A 16,966-nucleotide genomic window follows, 5' to 3' on the forward strand; every position below is an offset into this window, starting at 1 on the left:
TCGCCACGCGCGACGGCGCCGCACCGCCGCGCCACGCCACGCCCGGGAGTCGGCCGCGCGCCGAGGGAGCTGCCCGCGGGGCGGGGGTGCGCCGCGCCTCCTGGACCGCCGCGCGCCACCGCGCCGTGCCGCGTGCGAGGTGCCGGGCAGGGCGCGAGGGAACGACCGTCGCACCCAGCACGGGACATCGCACCGTGCGTGGGCGGCCGCGCGCTCAGAACGTGTGCTTGTCCCGCTGGGCGACCCGCAGCCCGCTGCCGATCAGGCGCAAGACCAGCTCCCGCCCGGTGACCGCCGTGGCCCCCGCGGCGACGAGTTCCTCGTAGCGCGACAACGGCACGTCGTAGTGGTCGTGGTCGAACGCACGGCGTGGGATACCGACGCGTCCAGCGAACTCGTGCAGCTCGTCGTATGATGTGTCACTGACGAGGTGCGACCACAGAGTGTCGTGTGCGGGCCACGTCGGCGGGTCGATCATCACGGTCACACGGCAATCGTACGTGTGTCGCCGTTTGACCGGACCTGGGGGCATCGAGTATTCTCGATCCCTGGTGTCAGCGGGCCGTTCTGCCTGCGTCGCCGATCGGGCCCGGCCCTCCGGGAACCGCTCGTGCAGAAGTGGGCACCCGAGACTTCCCTCAAGCAGAGTTACGTAAGGATTTCCACGTGGTTTACGCAGTAGTGCGCGCCGGCGGCCGTCAGGAGAAGGTCGAGGTCGGCACGATCATCACGATCGACCGTGCCAAGGCCGACGACAAGGGCAACATCGACCTCGCCCCGGTGCTCCTCGTGGACGGTGACAAGATCACGTCGGCGGCTTCCGAGCTCGCCAACGTGACGGTCACCGCCGAGGTGCTCGAGGACCTCCGCGGTCCGAAGGTCGTCATCCAGAAGTTCAAGAACAAGACCGGGTACAAGAAGCGTCAGGGTTTCCGCGCTGAGCTCACCCGCGTCAAGATCACCTCGATCGCGTAAGGCGGGAGTAGAAGATGGCACACAAGAAGGGTGCGAGCTCCACTCGCAACGGTCGTGACTCGAACGCACAGCGCCTCGGCGTGAAGCGCTTCGGTGGCGAGGTCGTCAACGCCGGTGAGATCATCCTCCGCCAGCGCGGTACCCACTTCCACCCGGGCGCCAACGTCGGCCGCGGTGGCGACGACACGCTGTTCGCCCTCTCGGCCGGTGCGGTCGAGTTCGGCACCAAGGGCGGCCGCAAGGTCGTCAACATCGTCAACGCGTAAGCAGTTCGACGATCTGACTCTGCGGGAGGGGCGGGCCACGTGCCCGCCCCTCCCGTTCTTTCGTTGCAACACCAAGGAGTGGACCCATGGCGACCTTCGTCGACCGCGTGACCCTGCACCTCACCGCGGGGAACGGCGGCAACGGCTGCGTGTCGGTCCGCCGTGAGAAGTTCAAGCCGCTGGCCGGCCCGGACGGCGGCAACGGCGGTGACGGTGGGGACATCGTCCTCGTCGCCGACCCCCAGGTGACGACCCTGCTCGGCTACCACCGCTCGCCGCACCGTTCCTCCAAGAACGGGCAGCCCGGCATGGGCGACATGCGGAGCGGCACCAGCGGTGAGACGCTCGAGCTCCCGCTGCCGATCGGCACCGTCGTGTACGACGAGAACGGCGACGTCCTCGCGGACATGACCGAGCCGGGCATGCGCGTCGTCATCGCCCCCGGCGGTCAGGGTGGTCTCGGCAACGCCGCGCTCTCGACCACCAAGCGCAAGGCCCCCGGGTTCGCGCTGCTCGGCACCGAGGGCTGGGCCGGTGACGTCAGTCTCGAGCTGAAGACCATCGCCGACGTCGCCCTCGTCGGGTTCCCGAGCGCCGGCAAGTCCTCGCTCATCGCCGCGATCTCCGCCGCGAAGCCGAAGATCGCCGACTACCCGTTCACGACCCTCACGCCGAACCTCGGCGTCGTCGAGTCCGGATCCACCCGCTTCACCGTCGCCGACGTCCCCGGTCTGATCGAGGGCGCGTCGGAGGGCAAGGGCCTCGGCCTCGAGTTCCTCCGTCACGTCGAGCGCTGCGAGGCACTCCTACACGTGATCGACTGCGCCACGCTCGACCCCGGCCGTGACCCGATCAGCGACCTCGACGTCATCCTCGGCGAACTCGAGCGCTACCCGGTCCCCGATGGGCAGGTGCCGCTGCTCGAGCGCCCGCAGATGATCGCGCTCAACAAGGTCGACGTGCCCGAGGCCGAAGAACTCGCCGCCTTCGTGCGCGACGAGCTCGAGGGCCGTGGCTACCGCGTCTTCCCGATCTCGACCGCGTCCCGCAAGGGCCTGCGCGAGCTGACGTTCGCGCTGGCCGACGTCGTGGAGCAGGCCCGCGCCTCCCGTGCCGCCGAGCCGGTGGCCGAGCGCATCGTCCTCCGCCCCAAGGCGGTCGACGACAAGCCCTTCACCATCCGCGCCGAAGGCGGCGAGGAGCACCGCTTCTACCGCATCCGCGGTGCGAAGCCGGAGCGCTGGGTGCAGCAGACCGACTTCACCAACGAAGAGGCGATCGGCTACCTCGCCGACCGCCTGGCGAAGCTCGGCGTCGAGGACGGCCTGTTCAAGGCCGGAGCCGTCGCCGGGTCCACCGTCGTCATCGGTGGCGACGGCGGCACCATCTTCGACTGGGAGCCCACGCTCACCTCGACCGCGGAGCTCATCACGAGCGCCCGCGGGACCGACGCCCGGATCGGCGCGACCTCGCGTCCGACCCGCAACGAGCGTCGCGAGGAGTACTTCGAGCGCATGGACGCCAAGGCCGCGGCGCGTGCCGAGCTCGAGCAGGAGCGCATCGCCGGGCTGTGGGCGGAGGACGGAGACCTGTCTCCTGCCGAAGCCGACCGGGACGACAGGGGCTGACCACGGCATGACCGACACGACCGCACGCACCGACCTCGGACCCGTCACCCGGCGCGAGGACATCCCGCGTGCCAAGCGGATCGTGGTCAAGGTCGGGTCGTCGTCGGTCAGCGGTGACAACACCGGGCAGATCGCACCGCTCGTCGACGCCATCGTGGCAGCGCACGCCCGGGGGACCGAGGTCGTCCTCGTGTCCTCCGGCGCCATCGCCACCGGGTTCCCGTTCCTCGGGCTCGAGGGCCGCCCCGACGACCTCGCCACCCAGCAGGCCGCCGCCGCGACCGGGCAGAACGTCCTGATGTTCCGGTACCAGAAGGAACTCGACCGGCACGCGGTCGTCGCGGCGCAGATCCTCCTGACCGCTGGGGACCTGCAGAACCCGACGCACCGGGTGAACGCGCAGCGGGCCATCGACCGGCTGCTCGCGCTGCGGGTGCTGCCGATCGTGAACGAGAACGACACCGTGGCGACGCACGAGATCCGCTTCGGGGACAACGACCGGCTCGCGGCGCTCGTGGCCCGGCTGCTCGGGGCCGATGCACTCGTGCTGCTGTCCGACGTGGAGTCGCTCTACACGCGGCCCCCGGAGCAGCCCGGCGCGGCGCCGATCACGCACGTGCCGTTCGGCGACGAGCTCGCCGGGGTCACGTTCGGGTCGATCGGTGCCGCGGGCGTGGGGACCGGGGGAGCGGGGACGAAGGTCGCTGCCGCCCGGCTCGCGGCCGAGGCCGGCACGGCGGTGCTCGTGACGGCGACGGCGCTCGTGGAGCGGGCGTTGGCGGGGGAGCCGGTCGGGACCTGGTTCGAGGCGGCGGCGCGGGGCTGACGGGTTCGGTTCGGTTCGGTTCGTTCGGTTCGGTTCGGTTCGGTTCGGGAGGCGCGGGTCGGCTTCGACGCGCCGCTCACGTCCGCCGAGGGGGCATTGTTCGTCACGCTCGGCGCCTCCGAGCGACGGATTCCGCGACCTCGGCGGCACGCCTGCGGCGTGTCGTGCCCGCTCGCGGGGCGCGCGGACCGAGTGGTGAGGGCGCTGCGGGCGTGTGCTGACTCCTCCACAAGAGCCGCGCCTCCAGGGCCCTCCACAGGTGAGCCGGACCGCCGTCATGTGGCGGACCCCCGCGCCTAGAATCGAGCCATGTCGCTGACCGCATCCGCCCCGACCCTGACCGACAAGCTCGTCGCTGCGCGCGACGCGGCGTCGGTCCTCGCCACGGCGACGACCGCGGTGAAGGACGCGGCGCTCCTCGCGATCGCGGCGGGCGTGCGACAGGCGACGGACGAGATCGTCGCGGCCAACCACGAGGACCTCTTGGCGGGCGAGGAGAGCGGGCTCTCGTCCGGGCTCCTCGACCGGCTGCGGCTCGATCCCGTCCGCATCGACGCCCTCGCCGCCGCGGTCGAGCACGTCGTCGGCCTCACCGACCCGGTCGGGCAGCACGTCCGCGGGTCGCGGTTGCCGAACGGGCTGCAGCTCTCCCAGGTGCGGGTGCCGTTCGGGGTCGTCGGCGCGATCTACGAAGCGCGGCCGAACGTCACGGTCGACATCGCCAGCCTCGCGCTGAAGAGCGGCAACGCGGTCGTGCTCCGGGGCGGCTCGGCGGCGCAGCGCACCAACGCGGTGCTCGTCGCCCGGATCCAGGACGCCGTCGCCTCGGCTGGGTTGCCGCGCGAACTCGTGCAGACGATCGACGAGTTCGGGCGTGCCGGCGCGACCGCCCTGATGCGGGCGCGCGGGCTCGTCGACGTGCTCATCCCGCGGGGCAGCGCGTCACTGATCCAGACCGTCGTGACCGAGTCGCAGGTGCCCGTGATCGAGACGGGTGCCGGGGTCGTCCACGTGTTCCTCGACGAGTCGGCCCCGCTCGACCGGTCGATCGACATCGTCCTGAACAGCAAGGTGCAGCGGCCCAGCGTGTGCAACGCGCTCGAGACGCTCCTCGTGCACGAGCGGGCGGCCGACCGGCTCCTGCCCGCGCTGGCCGACCGGCTGCGGGCCGCCGGCGTCACGCTCCGCGGTGACGACGCCACGCGGGTGCTCGTGCCCGGTGTGCTCCGGGCGACGGACGACGACTGGGCGACCGAGTCGATGGACCTCGACCTGTCCGTCCGGGTGGTGCCCGACGTCGATGCGGCGATGGCGCACATCGCGCGCTGGTCGACGCACCACACCGAGTCGATCGTCACGAACGACGTCGACACGGCCGAGCGCTTCCTGGCCGAGGTCGACTCCGCGGTCGTGATGGCGAACGCCTCGACGCGGTTCACCGACGGCGGGGAGTTCGGGTTCGGTGCCGAGGTGGGGATCTCCACGCAGAAACTGCATGCTCGTGGGCCGATGGGGCTGCCCGAGCTGACGAGCACCAAGTGGATCGTGCGCGGGCAGGGACAGATCCGCGGCTAGACTGAACGGCGAATTCCCCCGACCGAACGGAGCATCGGATCAATGACCTTCCTCGCAGAAGCCGCTGAGCACGCCTCGGGGGTCCCCGCGTACGTGTTCCCGCTCGTCGGTGCCCTCTTCTTCGCGTTCCTCGGGTTCGTGACCTGGAGCTTCCGCGACGTGGCCTACCGCCACTCGCACAAGTTCGAGGCCACGCGCACCCACGAGACGGGTGTCGACGAGTTCGGTCGCGCCGAGCACTGACCCGCGACTCCATGCTCGAGAGCACGGGGCGGCCTCGCATCGGCGTGATGGGTGGCACGTTCGACCCGATCCACAACGGCCACCTCGTGGCAGCGTCCGAGGTGGCGCGCGCGTTCGACCTCGACGAAGTGGTCTTCGTCCCCACGGGGCAGCCGTACATGAAGTCCGGTGTGACCGACGCCGAGCACCGCTACCTCATGACCGTCGTCGCTACGGCGTCGAACCCGATGTTCACCGTGAGCCGCGTGGACATCGACCGCCCGGGCCCGACCTACACCGTCGACACGCTGAAGGACCTGCACGAGCAGCGACCCGACGCGCAGCTGGTCTTCATCTCCGGCGCAGACGCCGTCCAGCAGATTGTCGACTGGAAGGACCATGATGGCCTCTGGGACCTCGCGCACTTCGTCGCTGTGACACGTCCGGGACACGCCTTGAGCATCACGGGTCTGCCCGAACGAGACGTAAGCTTGCTCGAAGTTCCCGCGCTGGCAATATCGTCGACCGACTGCCGCGACCGGGTGAGACGTGGTTTCCCCGTGTGGTACTTGGTCCCCGACGGTGTCGTCCAGTACATCTCCAAGCACCATCTGTATCGGAGCGTTGCATGAGTTCGTCCGACGCGCAGCCGCCCCTGTCGCGGCGCCAGGCGCGCGAGCGGGAGCGTGCCGCCGCGGGCGGTGCGCAGCCCGTGACGCCGCCCCCGACCGTCGCCGCCCCGGCCGAGCAGCCGGAAGTGCGCCACCGTCCCGGCAGCCACGTCGCTCCCGCCCCCGGCGCACCCGCACAGTCCGCCGTGCCGTCGTCGGCCTCGTCGCCGTCGTCCGCCGGCTCCGGTGTGCCGTCGATGCCCCCGGCCTCGGCGACCGAGATCGTCCCCGGCTCGGGCGGACTCACCCGTCGGCAGATCCGGCAGCTGCGCGCGGCCGAGGGACAGGCGATCCAGCCCGTCCCGCTGCAGAACCCGACCCCGCAGTCGTCCGACCGCACCGTCGAGGACGTCCTCGGCTCGGTCGACGCGCTGCACGGTGGACCGGAGCGCCCCGGCACGCCGGACGCGACGGGCACGTCGGCCGCCGCCGAGCCCGAGCCGCTCGCGCAGGAGTCCTCCGTCGACCCCGAGCCCTCGGCCGAGACGGTCGTGCTCGACCAGGCGGCCGTGGCGCAGGCGACCGAGGCGGACGGATCGCCCGACGCGATCGAGCCCCTCGAGGAAGCCGCCGCCCACAGCGAAGAGCCGCGTCGCCACCGTTCGACCTGGGCCCCGCCCGAGGCCACCGAGCCGTCGGACACCGAAGCCGACTCGGACACGCCGGACACGCCGGACGCGCCGGGCACACCGGATGCTCCGGACACGCTGGGCGCCCCGGACGTCCCTGCCACGGCGCAGCGGACCCCGATCCAGTCCTCCACGCCGGCGGTGTTCCCGCTCTCGCTGGACGAGGACGACACGAACGAGGTCCCGGTCCAGAACGCCGCCCAGCCCGCGCGCGCCGCCTCGGCACCCACGTCGAGTGGCGCGCCCTCGTCCGCCGGCGATGGTGAAGCCGATGCCCCCCGCGTGCCGGCCTCGTTCCAGCGTCCGGCCGAGCCGAAGCCCCTCACGACCGCGTTCGAGCCGCCCGTCGGCCACTGGTCGCAGCAGGCGCACGACTCGAACGACGCCGAGGTCCACGACGAGGAGACCGGCACGCGCCGCGTCGCCGTGACCAACACGAACGCGATCATCCTGCCGAACTCGGCCCTCGCCGACCCGACGGGCGCGCTGAACGCCACGGGCGAGGTCATCCTCACCGGCTCGATCGACCTGCCGGCGTCGCTGTCCTCGACCGGATCGCACCGGCCGATCGACGGTGCCGAGGTCGACCGCCTGCTCGAGCAGCACGACGAACAGCCCGACACGGACGCCAGCCCGGTCCGTGCCAGCCGTGCGGTGTCGAGCCACACCTCGACGCGGCAGGTCGTCCTCGCGGCGGCCAAGCCGAAGGAGTCGCGCACGCCACTCATCCTCGGCGTGACGGTCGGTGCCGTCGGCGTCGCCGCTGCAGCCGTCATCATCGTGGCCCTCGTCACGACCCACACGTTCTGAGTCCTCCCCACCGCGCACGGCCTGGCCGTGTGTCGGTGGGTGGCTTATGATCGTGACCCATCAAGCGATCCGGCAGCCTGCCAGGTCGACCGACCGGAAGGAATCCGTGACCGCCTCCTCACGCGCAGTGGAACTCGTGCAGATCGCCGCCCAGGCGGCCGACGCCAAGCAGGCCGAGGACCTCGTCGCCCTCGACGTGACCGGGCCGCTGCAGCTCACCGACGTGTTCCTGCTCGCGACCGGCCGGAACGAGCGCAACGTGCTCGCCATCGCGGACGAGATCGAAGAGCGCCTCCTCGAAGCCGGGGCCAAGCCGCTCCGTCGTGAAGGCCGGAGCGAGGGCCGCTGGGTCCTCATCGACTTCGGCGACATCGTCGTGCACGTCTTCCACGAAGAAGACCGTCAGTACTACTCGCTCGAGCGTCTCTGGTCGGACTGCCCGACCATCCCGCTCGAGCTCCCGGTGGACCACACCGCGTAGGTGCGACGCGCCCGGGTGGCGGCGACGATTTCGTCACCCGGCGTTCGCATGGTGTACGCTTCTATGGTGCCTCCGGGGAACGGAGGCACACTGAAGTCGGTGGGAACACCAACACTTCGGGTCTGTGGCGCAGCTGGTAGCGCACCTGCATGGCATGCAGGGGGTCAGGGGTTCGAGTCCCCTCAGATCCACCATCACCCCCGCGGTTCTCCGGAACCGCGGGGGTCTTCTCGTTCCGGGGACGCGCGCCCGAGGCGATCCGGCTCCCGCGTCCCCAGTACGCTGAGCGCATGAGCAGCGACGCACCCCTGTCCGGTTCCGCCCTGACGATCACCGCCGGCGGCTACACGGCCGAGATCGCCTCGGTGGGGGCGACACTGCGGACGTTCCGGTTCGAGGGACGCGACCTGGTCGTGCCGTTCGACGCCGACGAGGTCCGCCCGGCCTTCCGCGGAGCCGTCCTGGCGCCGTGGCCGAACCGGGTCGTCGACGGGAAGTACACGTTCGGCGGGACCGAGCACGAGCTCGCGCTGACCGAGCCGAAGCGACAGCACGCGCTGCACGGACTGGTCGCCTGGACCGACTTCCGGATCGTCGCCCACGAACCGGACCGCGCGGTCCTCGGCACGACGGTGCCCGCCCAGGACGGGTACCCGTTCCGCGTCGAGGTGCTCGTCGAGTACCGCGTCGACGGCGAGGGGCTGCACACGACGATCACCGGCACGAACACCGGTGCCGACGCGGCACCGTGGGGGACCGGTCCGCACCCGTACCTCGTCGCCGGCGAGGGGCGTGTCGACGACTGGACCCTGACGCTGCCGGCGGCCGAGGTGCTCGAGGTCACCGAGGACCGCCTCGTCCCGACGGGCCTCGCGCCGGTGCACGACGAGTTCGACCTGCGCTCCGCGACGCGCATCGGCGACCGGTTCATCGACCACGCCTTCACCGGGTTCGACCGCGACGCCGACGGCACCGCGACGATCGTCCTCACCGCCGCCGACGGCCGCGGTGTCCGTGCCTCGTTCGGCCCGGAGTGCGGCTGGGCGCAGGTGCACACCGCCGACCACGTCGTGCCGGAGTACCACCGTGCGGGTCTCGCGGTCGAGCCGATGACCTGTGCGCCGGACGCTTTCAACGCCGGGTCCGACGCCGGACTCGTCGTGCTCGAGCCCGGGTCCTCGTCGGCGGCCTCGTGGACGATCGCGGCGGTCTGACGGCAGCACCCGCGTCCGCCCGGATCGAGGTCCGGCGGCTGCCGTCGACTCCCGACCTCGGCGCCCTCGCCGCCGCGTCCGGCGCCGAGGTGGTCTGGCTCGACTCCTCGCTGCCGGCCGGTTCGCCCCCGCCCGCGCACGCCCGTGCCCGGTGGTCGGTCCTGGCGCTGACGGACGGCCCGTTCGCAGCGCGGTTCCGGCACGAGACGCGACGGGCGTTCGTCGAGACGACCCCGGCGTCCCGATCGTGGTTCGGGGGCGTCGCGACCGCCGAGGGATCGGACCGACCCGCCTTCGCGGTCCTCACCGAGTTGCTCGCGCGCACCCCGGTGCTGCCGGAACCGGTCGCGGGCTGCGGCTTCGCGCTCGGCTGGGTCGGGTTCCTCGGCTACGAGCTCGGTCGCGAGTCGGGCGGCGTCGACCGGACGGCCGAGGGGCACGCGGACGCGGACCTGCGGTTCGTCGACCGCGCGGTGGTCGTCGACGCCGCCGGTGACGCCTGGGCACTCGCCCTGGCGAGCGATGCGGAACCCGGGGCCAGCGCGCGGAACCGCGCATGGCTGGAGACGGTGACCGCCCCGGTCACGCGGGTCGACGTCGACGACGGGGCCCCGTTCCTCCCGGGCCCCGCTCCGGCGACCGGGCGCGTCACGCGCGCCGCCTACGAGACGGCGGTGGACGCGTGCCGCGCGGAGATCCGTGCGGGCAACGCGTTCCAGGTGTGCCTCACGACCGCCTTCGCGGTGCCGCCGGTCCAGGAGGCGCGGCGGGGCTCCGTCACGGACCCCCACCTGACCGAGTACCTGCGGCTGCGCGCGGCGGACCCCGTCCCGTTCGGTGCGTACCTGCGGCTCGGCCCGCTGCGCGTGGCGAGCCGTTCTCCTGAGCGGTTCCTGCGGATCGATGCGTCCGGGACGGTGTCCGCGGAGCCGATCAAGGGGACCCGTCGGCGTTCCGACTACCCTGTGGAGGACGAAGCGGTCCGTGCCGGACTCGCCGTGAGCGCGAAGGACCGAGCCGAGAACGTCATGATCGTCGACCTGCTCCGGAACGACCTGCTCCGGACGGCGGTACCGGGGTCGGTGCACGTCGACCGGCTCTGCGACGTCGAGACCTACGCGAGCGTGCACCAGATGGTGTCGACGATCGGTGCGGTCCTGCCCGAGGGGACGTCGCGGGCAGCCGTGGTGCACGCCGCGTTCCCGCCGGGGTCGATGACCGGCGCGCCGAAGATCAGTGCCATGGGGATCGCGGATCGGCTCGAGGACGGGCCTCGCGGGCTGTACTCGGGTGCGATCGGGTACTTCTCGGCCAGCGGCGCGGTCGACCTGTCGGTGGTGATCCGCACACTGGTGACGGTCATCGACGACCGGGGCACGGTGCGGTCGCGGTCGTTCGGTGCCGGCGGCGCGGTGACGTGGTCGTCGGTCGCCACGGACGAGGCGGACGAGGTCGAGACGAAGACGCGCTCGGTGCTCGCCGGTGTGGGGGCCGTCGCCCGCTGGTGACGGCGGATCGTCGGGCGGCGGTGCCGGAGCACTCCTCCACAGGGTGCTGATCCACCGCTCACACGGCGTGTCGAACGCGTGTTCGAAGCAACTGTCCACAGGATGTCAGACCCGATTGACATCATCGAACACATGTTCGAATATGAGGGCATGCAGACGGCGGCGGCACTCCGATCGCCCGGGGCTCACGGAGAGCCGACCGGGCGGCCCGGTCCTGCCCGGCCGGTGCGGCGGGTCGACCACCTCGGTGACGCCCGCGCCGCACTCGAACGGATCACCTCGCTGCGGTCGCGTGTGGCCGAGATGGAGTCCACCCGGGTCGACACCGAGGGGCTGCCCACGGCCGAGGCGCTCGCACCGCTCCTGCCGGGTGGCGCGATCCGCGTGGGCGGGTCCTACTCGGTGCACGAGTCGGTGCTCCTCGCGATGACGATGCTGCAGGCAGCCTCGGCCGCCGGTGCCTGGTGCGCGGTGGTGGGGGTGCCGTCCTTCGGGGTCGAGGCAGCGGCCGCGGCCGGCATCGACCTCGAACGGCTCGTGCTCGTGCCGGACCCGGGCGACCAGTGGCTCACCGTGACGGCCGCGCTGGCGGACGTCGCCCAGATCGTCCTCACCCGTCCGCTCGGTCGGGTGGTGCCCGGCGACGTCTCCCGGCTGTCGGCACGGCTGCGTCAGCGTGGTGGGGCGCTCGTCGCGCTCGGGTCCTGGCCCGGGGCCGACGTCTCGCTGCGGGTGACCCGGTCCGAGTGGAGCGGCATCGGGGACGGGCACGGCTTCCTGACGGAACGACGGGTCACGGTGTCGGCGTCCGGTCGTGCCGGAGCGGGGCGACCGGTGGACGCCGACCTGCTGCTGCCCGCGGCGGACGGCACGGTCCGGGCCGCCGTCCCCACCGCTGCGGCGTCCGGCCCCGGCCGGACGACACCCGTGCTGCGTCCCGTGGCGGTGGCGTCGTGAGCCCCCGGGGCGGCGGCCGGACCCGGACGACCGGGTCCCGGGTCACCGGTGCCCTCGCCGGACGCGGCCCCGGGGCCGGCGCGGGTGCGGCGGGCGTGCCCGATGCGCGTTCGATCCGAGCCGACGCACTCGCCCGCGGTGGGGCGCTGCCCGAGCCCCCGCCGACCCGGACGATCGTGCTGTGGTGCCCGGACTGGCCGGTGATCGCGGCCGCTCGCGCTGCCGGGTCGCCGCCGGACCACCCGTTCGCCCTCGTGGTGAAGGGCCAGGTGTACGCCAGTTCCGCCAGCGCCCGGCAGCACGGCGTGGTCCGTGGGCTCCGCGTGCGCGAGGCACAGGCGCGCTGCCCCGAGCTCGTCGTGCAGCCCTACGACGACGCGCTCGACCACCGGGCGTTCGAGCCGGTCATCCGCGCGGTCGAGGCGGCGGTCCCCGGTGTCGAGGTGCTCCGCCCGGGCACCCTCGCGCTACGGTCCCGCGGGCCGGCCCGGTACTACGGCGGAGAACGAGCCGCCGCGGCGACCCTCGCCGGCATCGCTGCCGACCACGGCGCTCCCGGGGTGCGCGCCGGCGTCGCGGACACCCCGTTCGCCGCCGAACAGGCCGCACGGGCTCGCCCGGCACGTCCGGGGGAGCGGGTGCGGATCGTGCCCGTCGACGGCTCGGCGCCGTTCCTGGCCGGGCTGCCGCTCGGCGTGCTCGGCGACGCCGATCTCGCGATGCTGCTCGGGCGCCTCGGCATCCAGACCCTCGGCGAGTTCGCCGCGCTGGCCGACGAACAGGTGCGCGACCGGTTCGGACTCGCCGGGGCGTTCCTGCACCGGCTCGCCGGCGGTCGTGACCCGCGAGAGGTCGCGGCGCGCGCGGTCCCGCCCGAACTCCGGGTCGAGGCGTCGTTCGAACCCCCGCTCGACCGTGCCGACCAGATCGCGTTCGCGTTCCGTCGCTCCGCCGACGACTTCGCCGCACGCCTCCGGGCAGCCGGACTCGTCGCCACCACGATCCGGGTCGGCATCGTCGACGAGCGGGACATCCTGCTCGAGCGCACGTGGGTGCACCCGCGGTGGTTCGACGCCGCCGACGTGGTGGACCGGGTGCGCTGGCAGCTCGCCGGTGGGGTGGACCCGACCGGGCTCGAGGCGCCGGTCGTCCAGGTGGTGCTCGAGCCCGTCGCGGTCGACGACATGGCGAACCACGAACGCGGGCTCTGGGGGACCGGACCGGACGAACGCGTGCACCACGGTCTCGCCCGCGTGCAGGGACTGGTCGGGCACGACGGGGTGGTCACGCCACGGATCGGCGGCGGGCGCACCCTGGCCGAACGCGTGGTGCTCGTGCCGTGGGGCGACGCTCCCGCCGGTGGCGAGCGTGCGCTGGCGACCGTCCGCGACCGCCCGTGGCCCGGCAAACTTCCCGGTCCGCCGCCGGCGACCGTGCTCGACCGTCCGCGCCCGGTGGACGTCGTCACCGGCGACGGCGGCACCGTCGACGTCGACGACCGCGGCGTCCTCACCGGGGTCCCGGAACGGTTCCGTGCCGAGGGGGAGCGTGGTGGCCGGTTCGACGCCGTGACCGCGTGGGCCGGACCGTGGCCGCTCGTCGTGCGCTGGTGGGAGGCCGGCGGACGCCGACTCCACCGGTTGCAGCTCGTCGACGCCGACGGACGTGCGTGGTACCTCGTGCTCGCCGACCACCGGTGGTGGGCCGAGGCGGTGGCGACGTGACCGCCCGGACGGGGGAACACTGATGGGGTACAGCAACCCGCCGATCCCGTGGTCCCAGTTCGAACGTGCGCTGTCCGACAAGCGGAGCCCCGGCAGCACGCACGACGGCGACGGCGGGGACAGCCCCGCGTGGTCCCGCAAGCGCGAGCCCTACGCGCCGACGGCCCCGCCGGTGGCCGACGACACGAACGTGCCGGTCGTGCCGTACGCCGAGCTGCACGCGCACTCGACGTTCAGCTTCCTCGACGGCGCGAGCGGCCCGGAACAGCTCTTCGAAGAGGCCGCTCGGTTGCACCTGCACGGGCTCGCCCTCACCGACCACGACGGGTTCTACGGTGCCGCGCGCATGGCCGAGGTGGCCGAGGCCTACCCGACCGTCGCCACGGTGTACGGCACCGAGCTGTCCCTCGGGCTGACCGAACCGCAGAACGGCGTACCCGACCCCGAGGGCACGCACCTGCTCCTGCTGGCGGACGGGCAGGACGGGTACCACCGGCTCGCCGGTGCCGTCACCCGGGCGCACCTGGCCGCCGGCGCCGAGAAGGGACGACCCCGGTACGACCTCGACGACCTCGCAGCACGATCGGACGGGCACTGGCGCGTCCTGACCGGGTGCCGCAAGGGGGCCGTCCGGCAGGCGCTCGAGCGCGGGGGCGAGTCCGCGGCCGAGGACGCCCTGCGCGCCCTGCTCGACCGGTTCGGCACGGCGGGGGTCGTCGTCGAGCTCACCGACCACGGCGACCCGATGGACACCGCGCGGAACGACGCCCTGGCCGCCCTCGCCGCGAAGCACGCGCTGCCCACGGTGGCCACGGGCAACGTGCACTACGCCACCCCGGACCGCTTCCCGGTGGCGACGGCGCTCGCCGCGGTCCGGGCCCGCCGCAGTCTCGACGAGATCGACGGCTGGCTGCCGGCCGCACCGACGGCCCACCTCCGCTCGGGGGCCGAGATGACCCGGCGGTTCGCCCGCTACCCCGGGGCGATCGAGCACAGCGTCGAACTCGCCGACGAGCTCGGGTTCCGGCTGAAGACGGTCAAGCCCGGGTTGCCCGACATCGACGTCCCCGACGGGCACACCACGATGTCCTGGCTGCGGGAGCTCACCTGGCGCGGAGCCCGCCGGTTCTACCCCGGCAGTGCCGACGGTGTCGACCCGCAGAAGCGCGAGCGCATCGAGCGCGAGCTCTCGGTGATCGAGGACAAGGACTTCCCCGGCTACTTCCTCATCGTGCGGGACATGGTGCAGTACGCCCGTGAGCGCGGCATCCTCTGCCAGGGCCGCGGCTCGGCGGCGAACTCGGCGGTCTGCTACCTGCTCGAGATCACCGCGGTCGACTCGATCCGCTACGGGCTGCCGTTCGAGCGCTTCCTGTCGGCCATGCGCGACGAGGAACCCGACATCGACGTCGACTTCGACTCCGACCGGCGTGAAGAGGTCATCCAGTACGTCTACGAGAAGTACGGCCGGTTCAACGCTGCACAGGTCGCGAACGTCATCACCTACCGGCCGAAGGGCGCCGTGCGGGACATGGCGAAGGCGCTCGGCCACAGCCCCGGGCAGCAGGACGCCTGGTCGAAGCAGGTCGAACGCTGGGGCTCGGTGACCGAGAGCCAAGACCACGACATCCCGGACACCGTGGTCGACATGGCGCAGCAGGTGCTCGGGTTCCCCCGGCACCTCGGCATCCACTCCGGCGGCATGATCCTCACCGACCGGCCCGTGGGCGAGGTCGTGCCGATCGAGCATGCCCGCATGGACGGCCGGACGGTGCTGCAGTGGGACAAGGACGACTGCGCCTACATGGGGCTCGTGAAGTTCGACATGCTCGGGCTCGGGATGCTCGCCGCGCTGCAGTACTCGTTCGACCTCGCCGACGAGCACTGCGGGGAGCGGTGGGACATGCACTCCATCCCGAAGGAGGAACAGGGCGTCTACGACCAGCTGTGCCGCGCGGACACCATCGGGGTGTTCCAGGTGGAGTCCCGAGCGCAGATGGGGACGCTGCCCCGACTGCTGCCGCGGCGCTTCTACGACCTCGTCATCGAGGTCGCCCTGGTGCGCCCCGGGCCGATCCAGGGCGGCGCGGTCCACCCGTACATCCGGCGGCGCACGGGCGAAGAGCCGATCACGTACATCCACCCGTCGCTCGAACCCGTGCTCGAGCGGACCCTCGGCGTCCCGCTCTTCCAGGAACAACTCATGCAGATGGCGATCGCGGTGGGCGGGTGCTCGGGGGACGACGCCGACCTGCTCCGGCGTGCGATGGGGTCGAAGCGCGGGCACGAGAAGATCGACCGGCTGCGCGAGAAGCTCTACGCCGGGATGGCTGCGAACGACATCCACGGCGAGGACGCCGACGCCATCTACGCCAAGATCCAGGCGTTCGCGAACTTCGGCTTCGCGGAGAGCCACTCCATCAGCTTCGCGCTCATCGTCTACGCGAGCGCGTGGATGCGGCTGCACTACCCCGGAGCCTTCCTCGCCGCGCTGCTCCGTGCGCAGCCGATGGGGTTCTACTCGCCCCAGACCCTGGTGGCCGACGCCCGGCGGCACGGGGTCACCGTCCTGCGACCGGACATCCTGCGCTCCGGCGTGGACGCCACGTTGGAGCCGCTGCACGACGACGACGCCGACGGCGGTCCAGGAGGCGCGGCGCACGTTCACGCGACGGGTCACGACGACTGCCTGGCCGAGGAACAACCCCCGGTGCTGCCGTTCGACAAGGCCACGCCCGACGACACGGCGCGGCACCGGCGGGACGGCGCCTTCGCGGTCCGTCTCGGATTGGCCGAGGTCTCCTCGCTCGGCCGGAAGAGCGCCGAGAAGATCGTCGCCGAGCGGGACGCCCACGGTCCCTTCACCGACATGTCCGACCTCGCTCGCCGTGTCGGCCTGACCACGGCGCAGCTCGAGGCGCTCGCCGCCGCCGACGCCTTCGCGTCGATCGGGGTCGACCGGCGCGGTGGGATGTGGTCGGCAGCACAGGCCGCGGCCGAGCGTCCCGACCAGCTGCCCGACACCCAGGTGACGGTGCAGCCGCCGCTGTTCGGGCAGATGACCAGCGGTGACGTCCTCATCGCGGACATGTGGTCGACGGGGATGACGACGGACGACCATCCCGTGCGGCACGTCCGTGGCGGCCTCGTGGCCCGCGGGGTGCTCAGCGTCCAGGACACCGCGACGGCCGAGACCGGACGGCGGGTCGAGGTCGGGGGGATCGTGACGCACCGGCAGCGTCCGGCGACGGCGTCCGGCATCACGTTCATGAACGTCGAGGACGAGACCGGGCTGGTGAACGTGATCTGCAGCGTCGGCGTGTGGGGGCGGTACCGACGGGTCGCGCGCGAGGCGCCGGCCGTGATCGTGCGGGGGATCCTCGAGCGCTCGCCGGACGGGGTCGTGAACCTGGTGGCCGACAGGATCGAACACCTGTCCCTGTCGGTCCGCACCCGGTCGAGGGACTTCCAGTGACCGTC

Annotated in this window: 15 protein-coding genes and 1 tRNA gene; 15 read left to right on the forward strand and 1 reads right to left on the reverse strand. The window is 72.5% G+C overall.

The genetic code is table 11. The annotated features are described in order from the left end of the window. Window positions 1–214: 214 nt before the first annotated feature. Window positions 215–478: a DUF4031 domain-containing protein gene (locus JSX79_RS02785; protein ID WP_229085138.1), complete on the reverse strand. Its 264-nt coding sequence runs from the start codon at window positions 476–478 to the stop codon at window positions 215–217. Between the two features lie 188 nt (window positions 479–666). Between JSX79_RS02785 and rplU the strand changes: the two genes are divergently transcribed. The 15 genes from rplU (at window position 667) to JSX79_RS02860 (ending at window position 16,961) form a co-directional block, all read left to right on the forward strand. Continuing rightward, window positions 667–975, forward strand: coding sequence for a 50S ribosomal protein L21 (rplU, locus tag JSX79_RS02790; protein ID WP_022905369.1), 309 nt, complete (start codon window positions 667–669; stop codon window positions 973–975). 14 nt (window positions 976–989) lie between these two features. Next, window positions 990–1,241 carry a 50S ribosomal protein L27 gene (gene rpmA, locus JSX79_RS02795; protein ID WP_070416551.1) on the forward strand — a complete coding sequence of 84 codons (252 nt, stop codon included), beginning with the start codon at window positions 990–992 and terminating at the stop codon, window positions 1,239–1,241. An 86-nt stretch (window positions 1,242–1,327) separates the two neighbouring features. Beyond that, window positions 1,328–2,869, forward strand: a complete 1,542-nt coding sequence (obgE, locus tag JSX79_RS02800; protein ID WP_229085100.1) for a GTPase ObgE — start codon at window positions 1,328–1,330, stop codon at window positions 2,867–2,869. Between the two features lie 7 nt (window positions 2,870–2,876). Then, window positions 2,877–3,695: a glutamate 5-kinase gene (gene proB, locus JSX79_RS02805; RefSeq protein WP_229085101.1), complete on the forward strand. Its 819-nt coding sequence runs from the start codon at window positions 2,877–2,879 to the stop codon at window positions 3,693–3,695. A 309-nt stretch (window positions 3,696–4,004) separates the two neighbouring features. Next, window positions 4,005–5,270, forward strand: a complete 1,266-nt coding sequence (locus JSX79_RS02810) for a glutamate-5-semialdehyde dehydrogenase (protein WP_229085102.1) — start codon at window positions 4,005–4,007, stop codon at window positions 5,268–5,270. A gap of 42 nt (window positions 5,271–5,312) precedes the next feature. Next, window positions 5,313–5,513 carry a hypothetical protein gene (locus JSX79_RS02815; protein WP_070416548.1) on the forward strand — a complete coding sequence of 67 codons (201 nt, stop codon included), beginning with the start codon at window positions 5,313–5,315 and terminating at the stop codon, window positions 5,511–5,513. 11 nt (window positions 5,514–5,524) lie between these two features. Next, window positions 5,525–6,124: a nicotinate-nucleotide adenylyltransferase gene (gene nadD, locus JSX79_RS02820; RefSeq protein ID WP_022907294.1), complete on the forward strand. Its 600-nt coding sequence runs from the start codon at window positions 5,525–5,527 to the stop codon at window positions 6,122–6,124. Next, window positions 6,121–7,602, forward strand: a complete 1,482-nt coding sequence (locus tag JSX79_RS02825) for a hypothetical protein (RefSeq protein WP_229085103.1) — start codon at window positions 6,121–6,123, stop codon at window positions 7,600–7,602. The genes nadD and JSX79_RS02825 overlap by 4 nt, the downstream gene beginning before the upstream one ends. 106 nt (window positions 7,603–7,708) lie before the next feature. Then, window positions 7,709–8,083, forward strand: a complete 375-nt coding sequence (rsfS, locus tag JSX79_RS02830; RefSeq protein WP_070416546.1) for a ribosome silencing factor — start codon at window positions 7,709–7,711, stop codon at window positions 8,081–8,083. Between the two features lie 118 nt (window positions 8,084–8,201). Then, window positions 8,202–8,277, forward strand: a tRNA-Ala gene (locus tag JSX79_RS02835). A gap of 96 nt (window positions 8,278–8,373) precedes the next feature. Beyond that, complete coding sequence (locus JSX79_RS02840) at window positions 8,374–9,297, forward strand: aldose 1-epimerase family protein (RefSeq protein ID WP_229085104.1); 924 nt, start codon at window positions 8,374–8,376, stop codon at window positions 9,295–9,297. After that, on the forward strand, window positions 9,276–10,805 hold the full coding sequence (locus tag JSX79_RS02845) for an anthranilate synthase component I family protein (protein WP_229085105.1): 1,530 nt from the start codon (window positions 9,276–9,278) through the stop codon (window positions 10,803–10,805). The genes JSX79_RS02840 and JSX79_RS02845 overlap by 22 nt, the downstream gene beginning before the upstream one ends. A gap of 132 nt (window positions 10,806–10,937) precedes the next feature. After that, window positions 10,938–11,762, forward strand: coding sequence for a hypothetical protein (locus tag JSX79_RS02850; protein WP_181015132.1), 825 nt, complete (start codon window positions 10,938–10,940; stop codon window positions 11,760–11,762). 113 nt (window positions 11,763–11,875) lie between these two features. Further along, window positions 11,876–13,486, forward strand: a complete 1,611-nt coding sequence (locus JSX79_RS02855) for a DNA polymerase Y family protein (RefSeq protein ID WP_070419144.1) — start codon at window positions 11,876–11,878, stop codon at window positions 13,484–13,486. Window positions 13,487–13,508: 22 nt separating this feature from the next. Continuing rightward, the gene (locus JSX79_RS02860) at window positions 13,509–16,961 is read left to right on the forward strand and encodes an error-prone DNA polymerase (protein ID WP_229085107.1); all 3,453 of its coding nucleotides are present in this window, start codon (window positions 13,509–13,511) and stop codon (window positions 16,959–16,961) included. Window positions 16,962–16,966: the final 5 nt, after the last annotated feature.

The sequence above is a fragment of the Curtobacterium sp. GD1 genome (genome assembly GCF_020882855.1).
In the GTDB taxonomy this organism is placed as follows: domain Bacteria; phylum Actinomycetota; class Actinomycetes; order Actinomycetales; family Microbacteriaceae; genus Curtobacterium.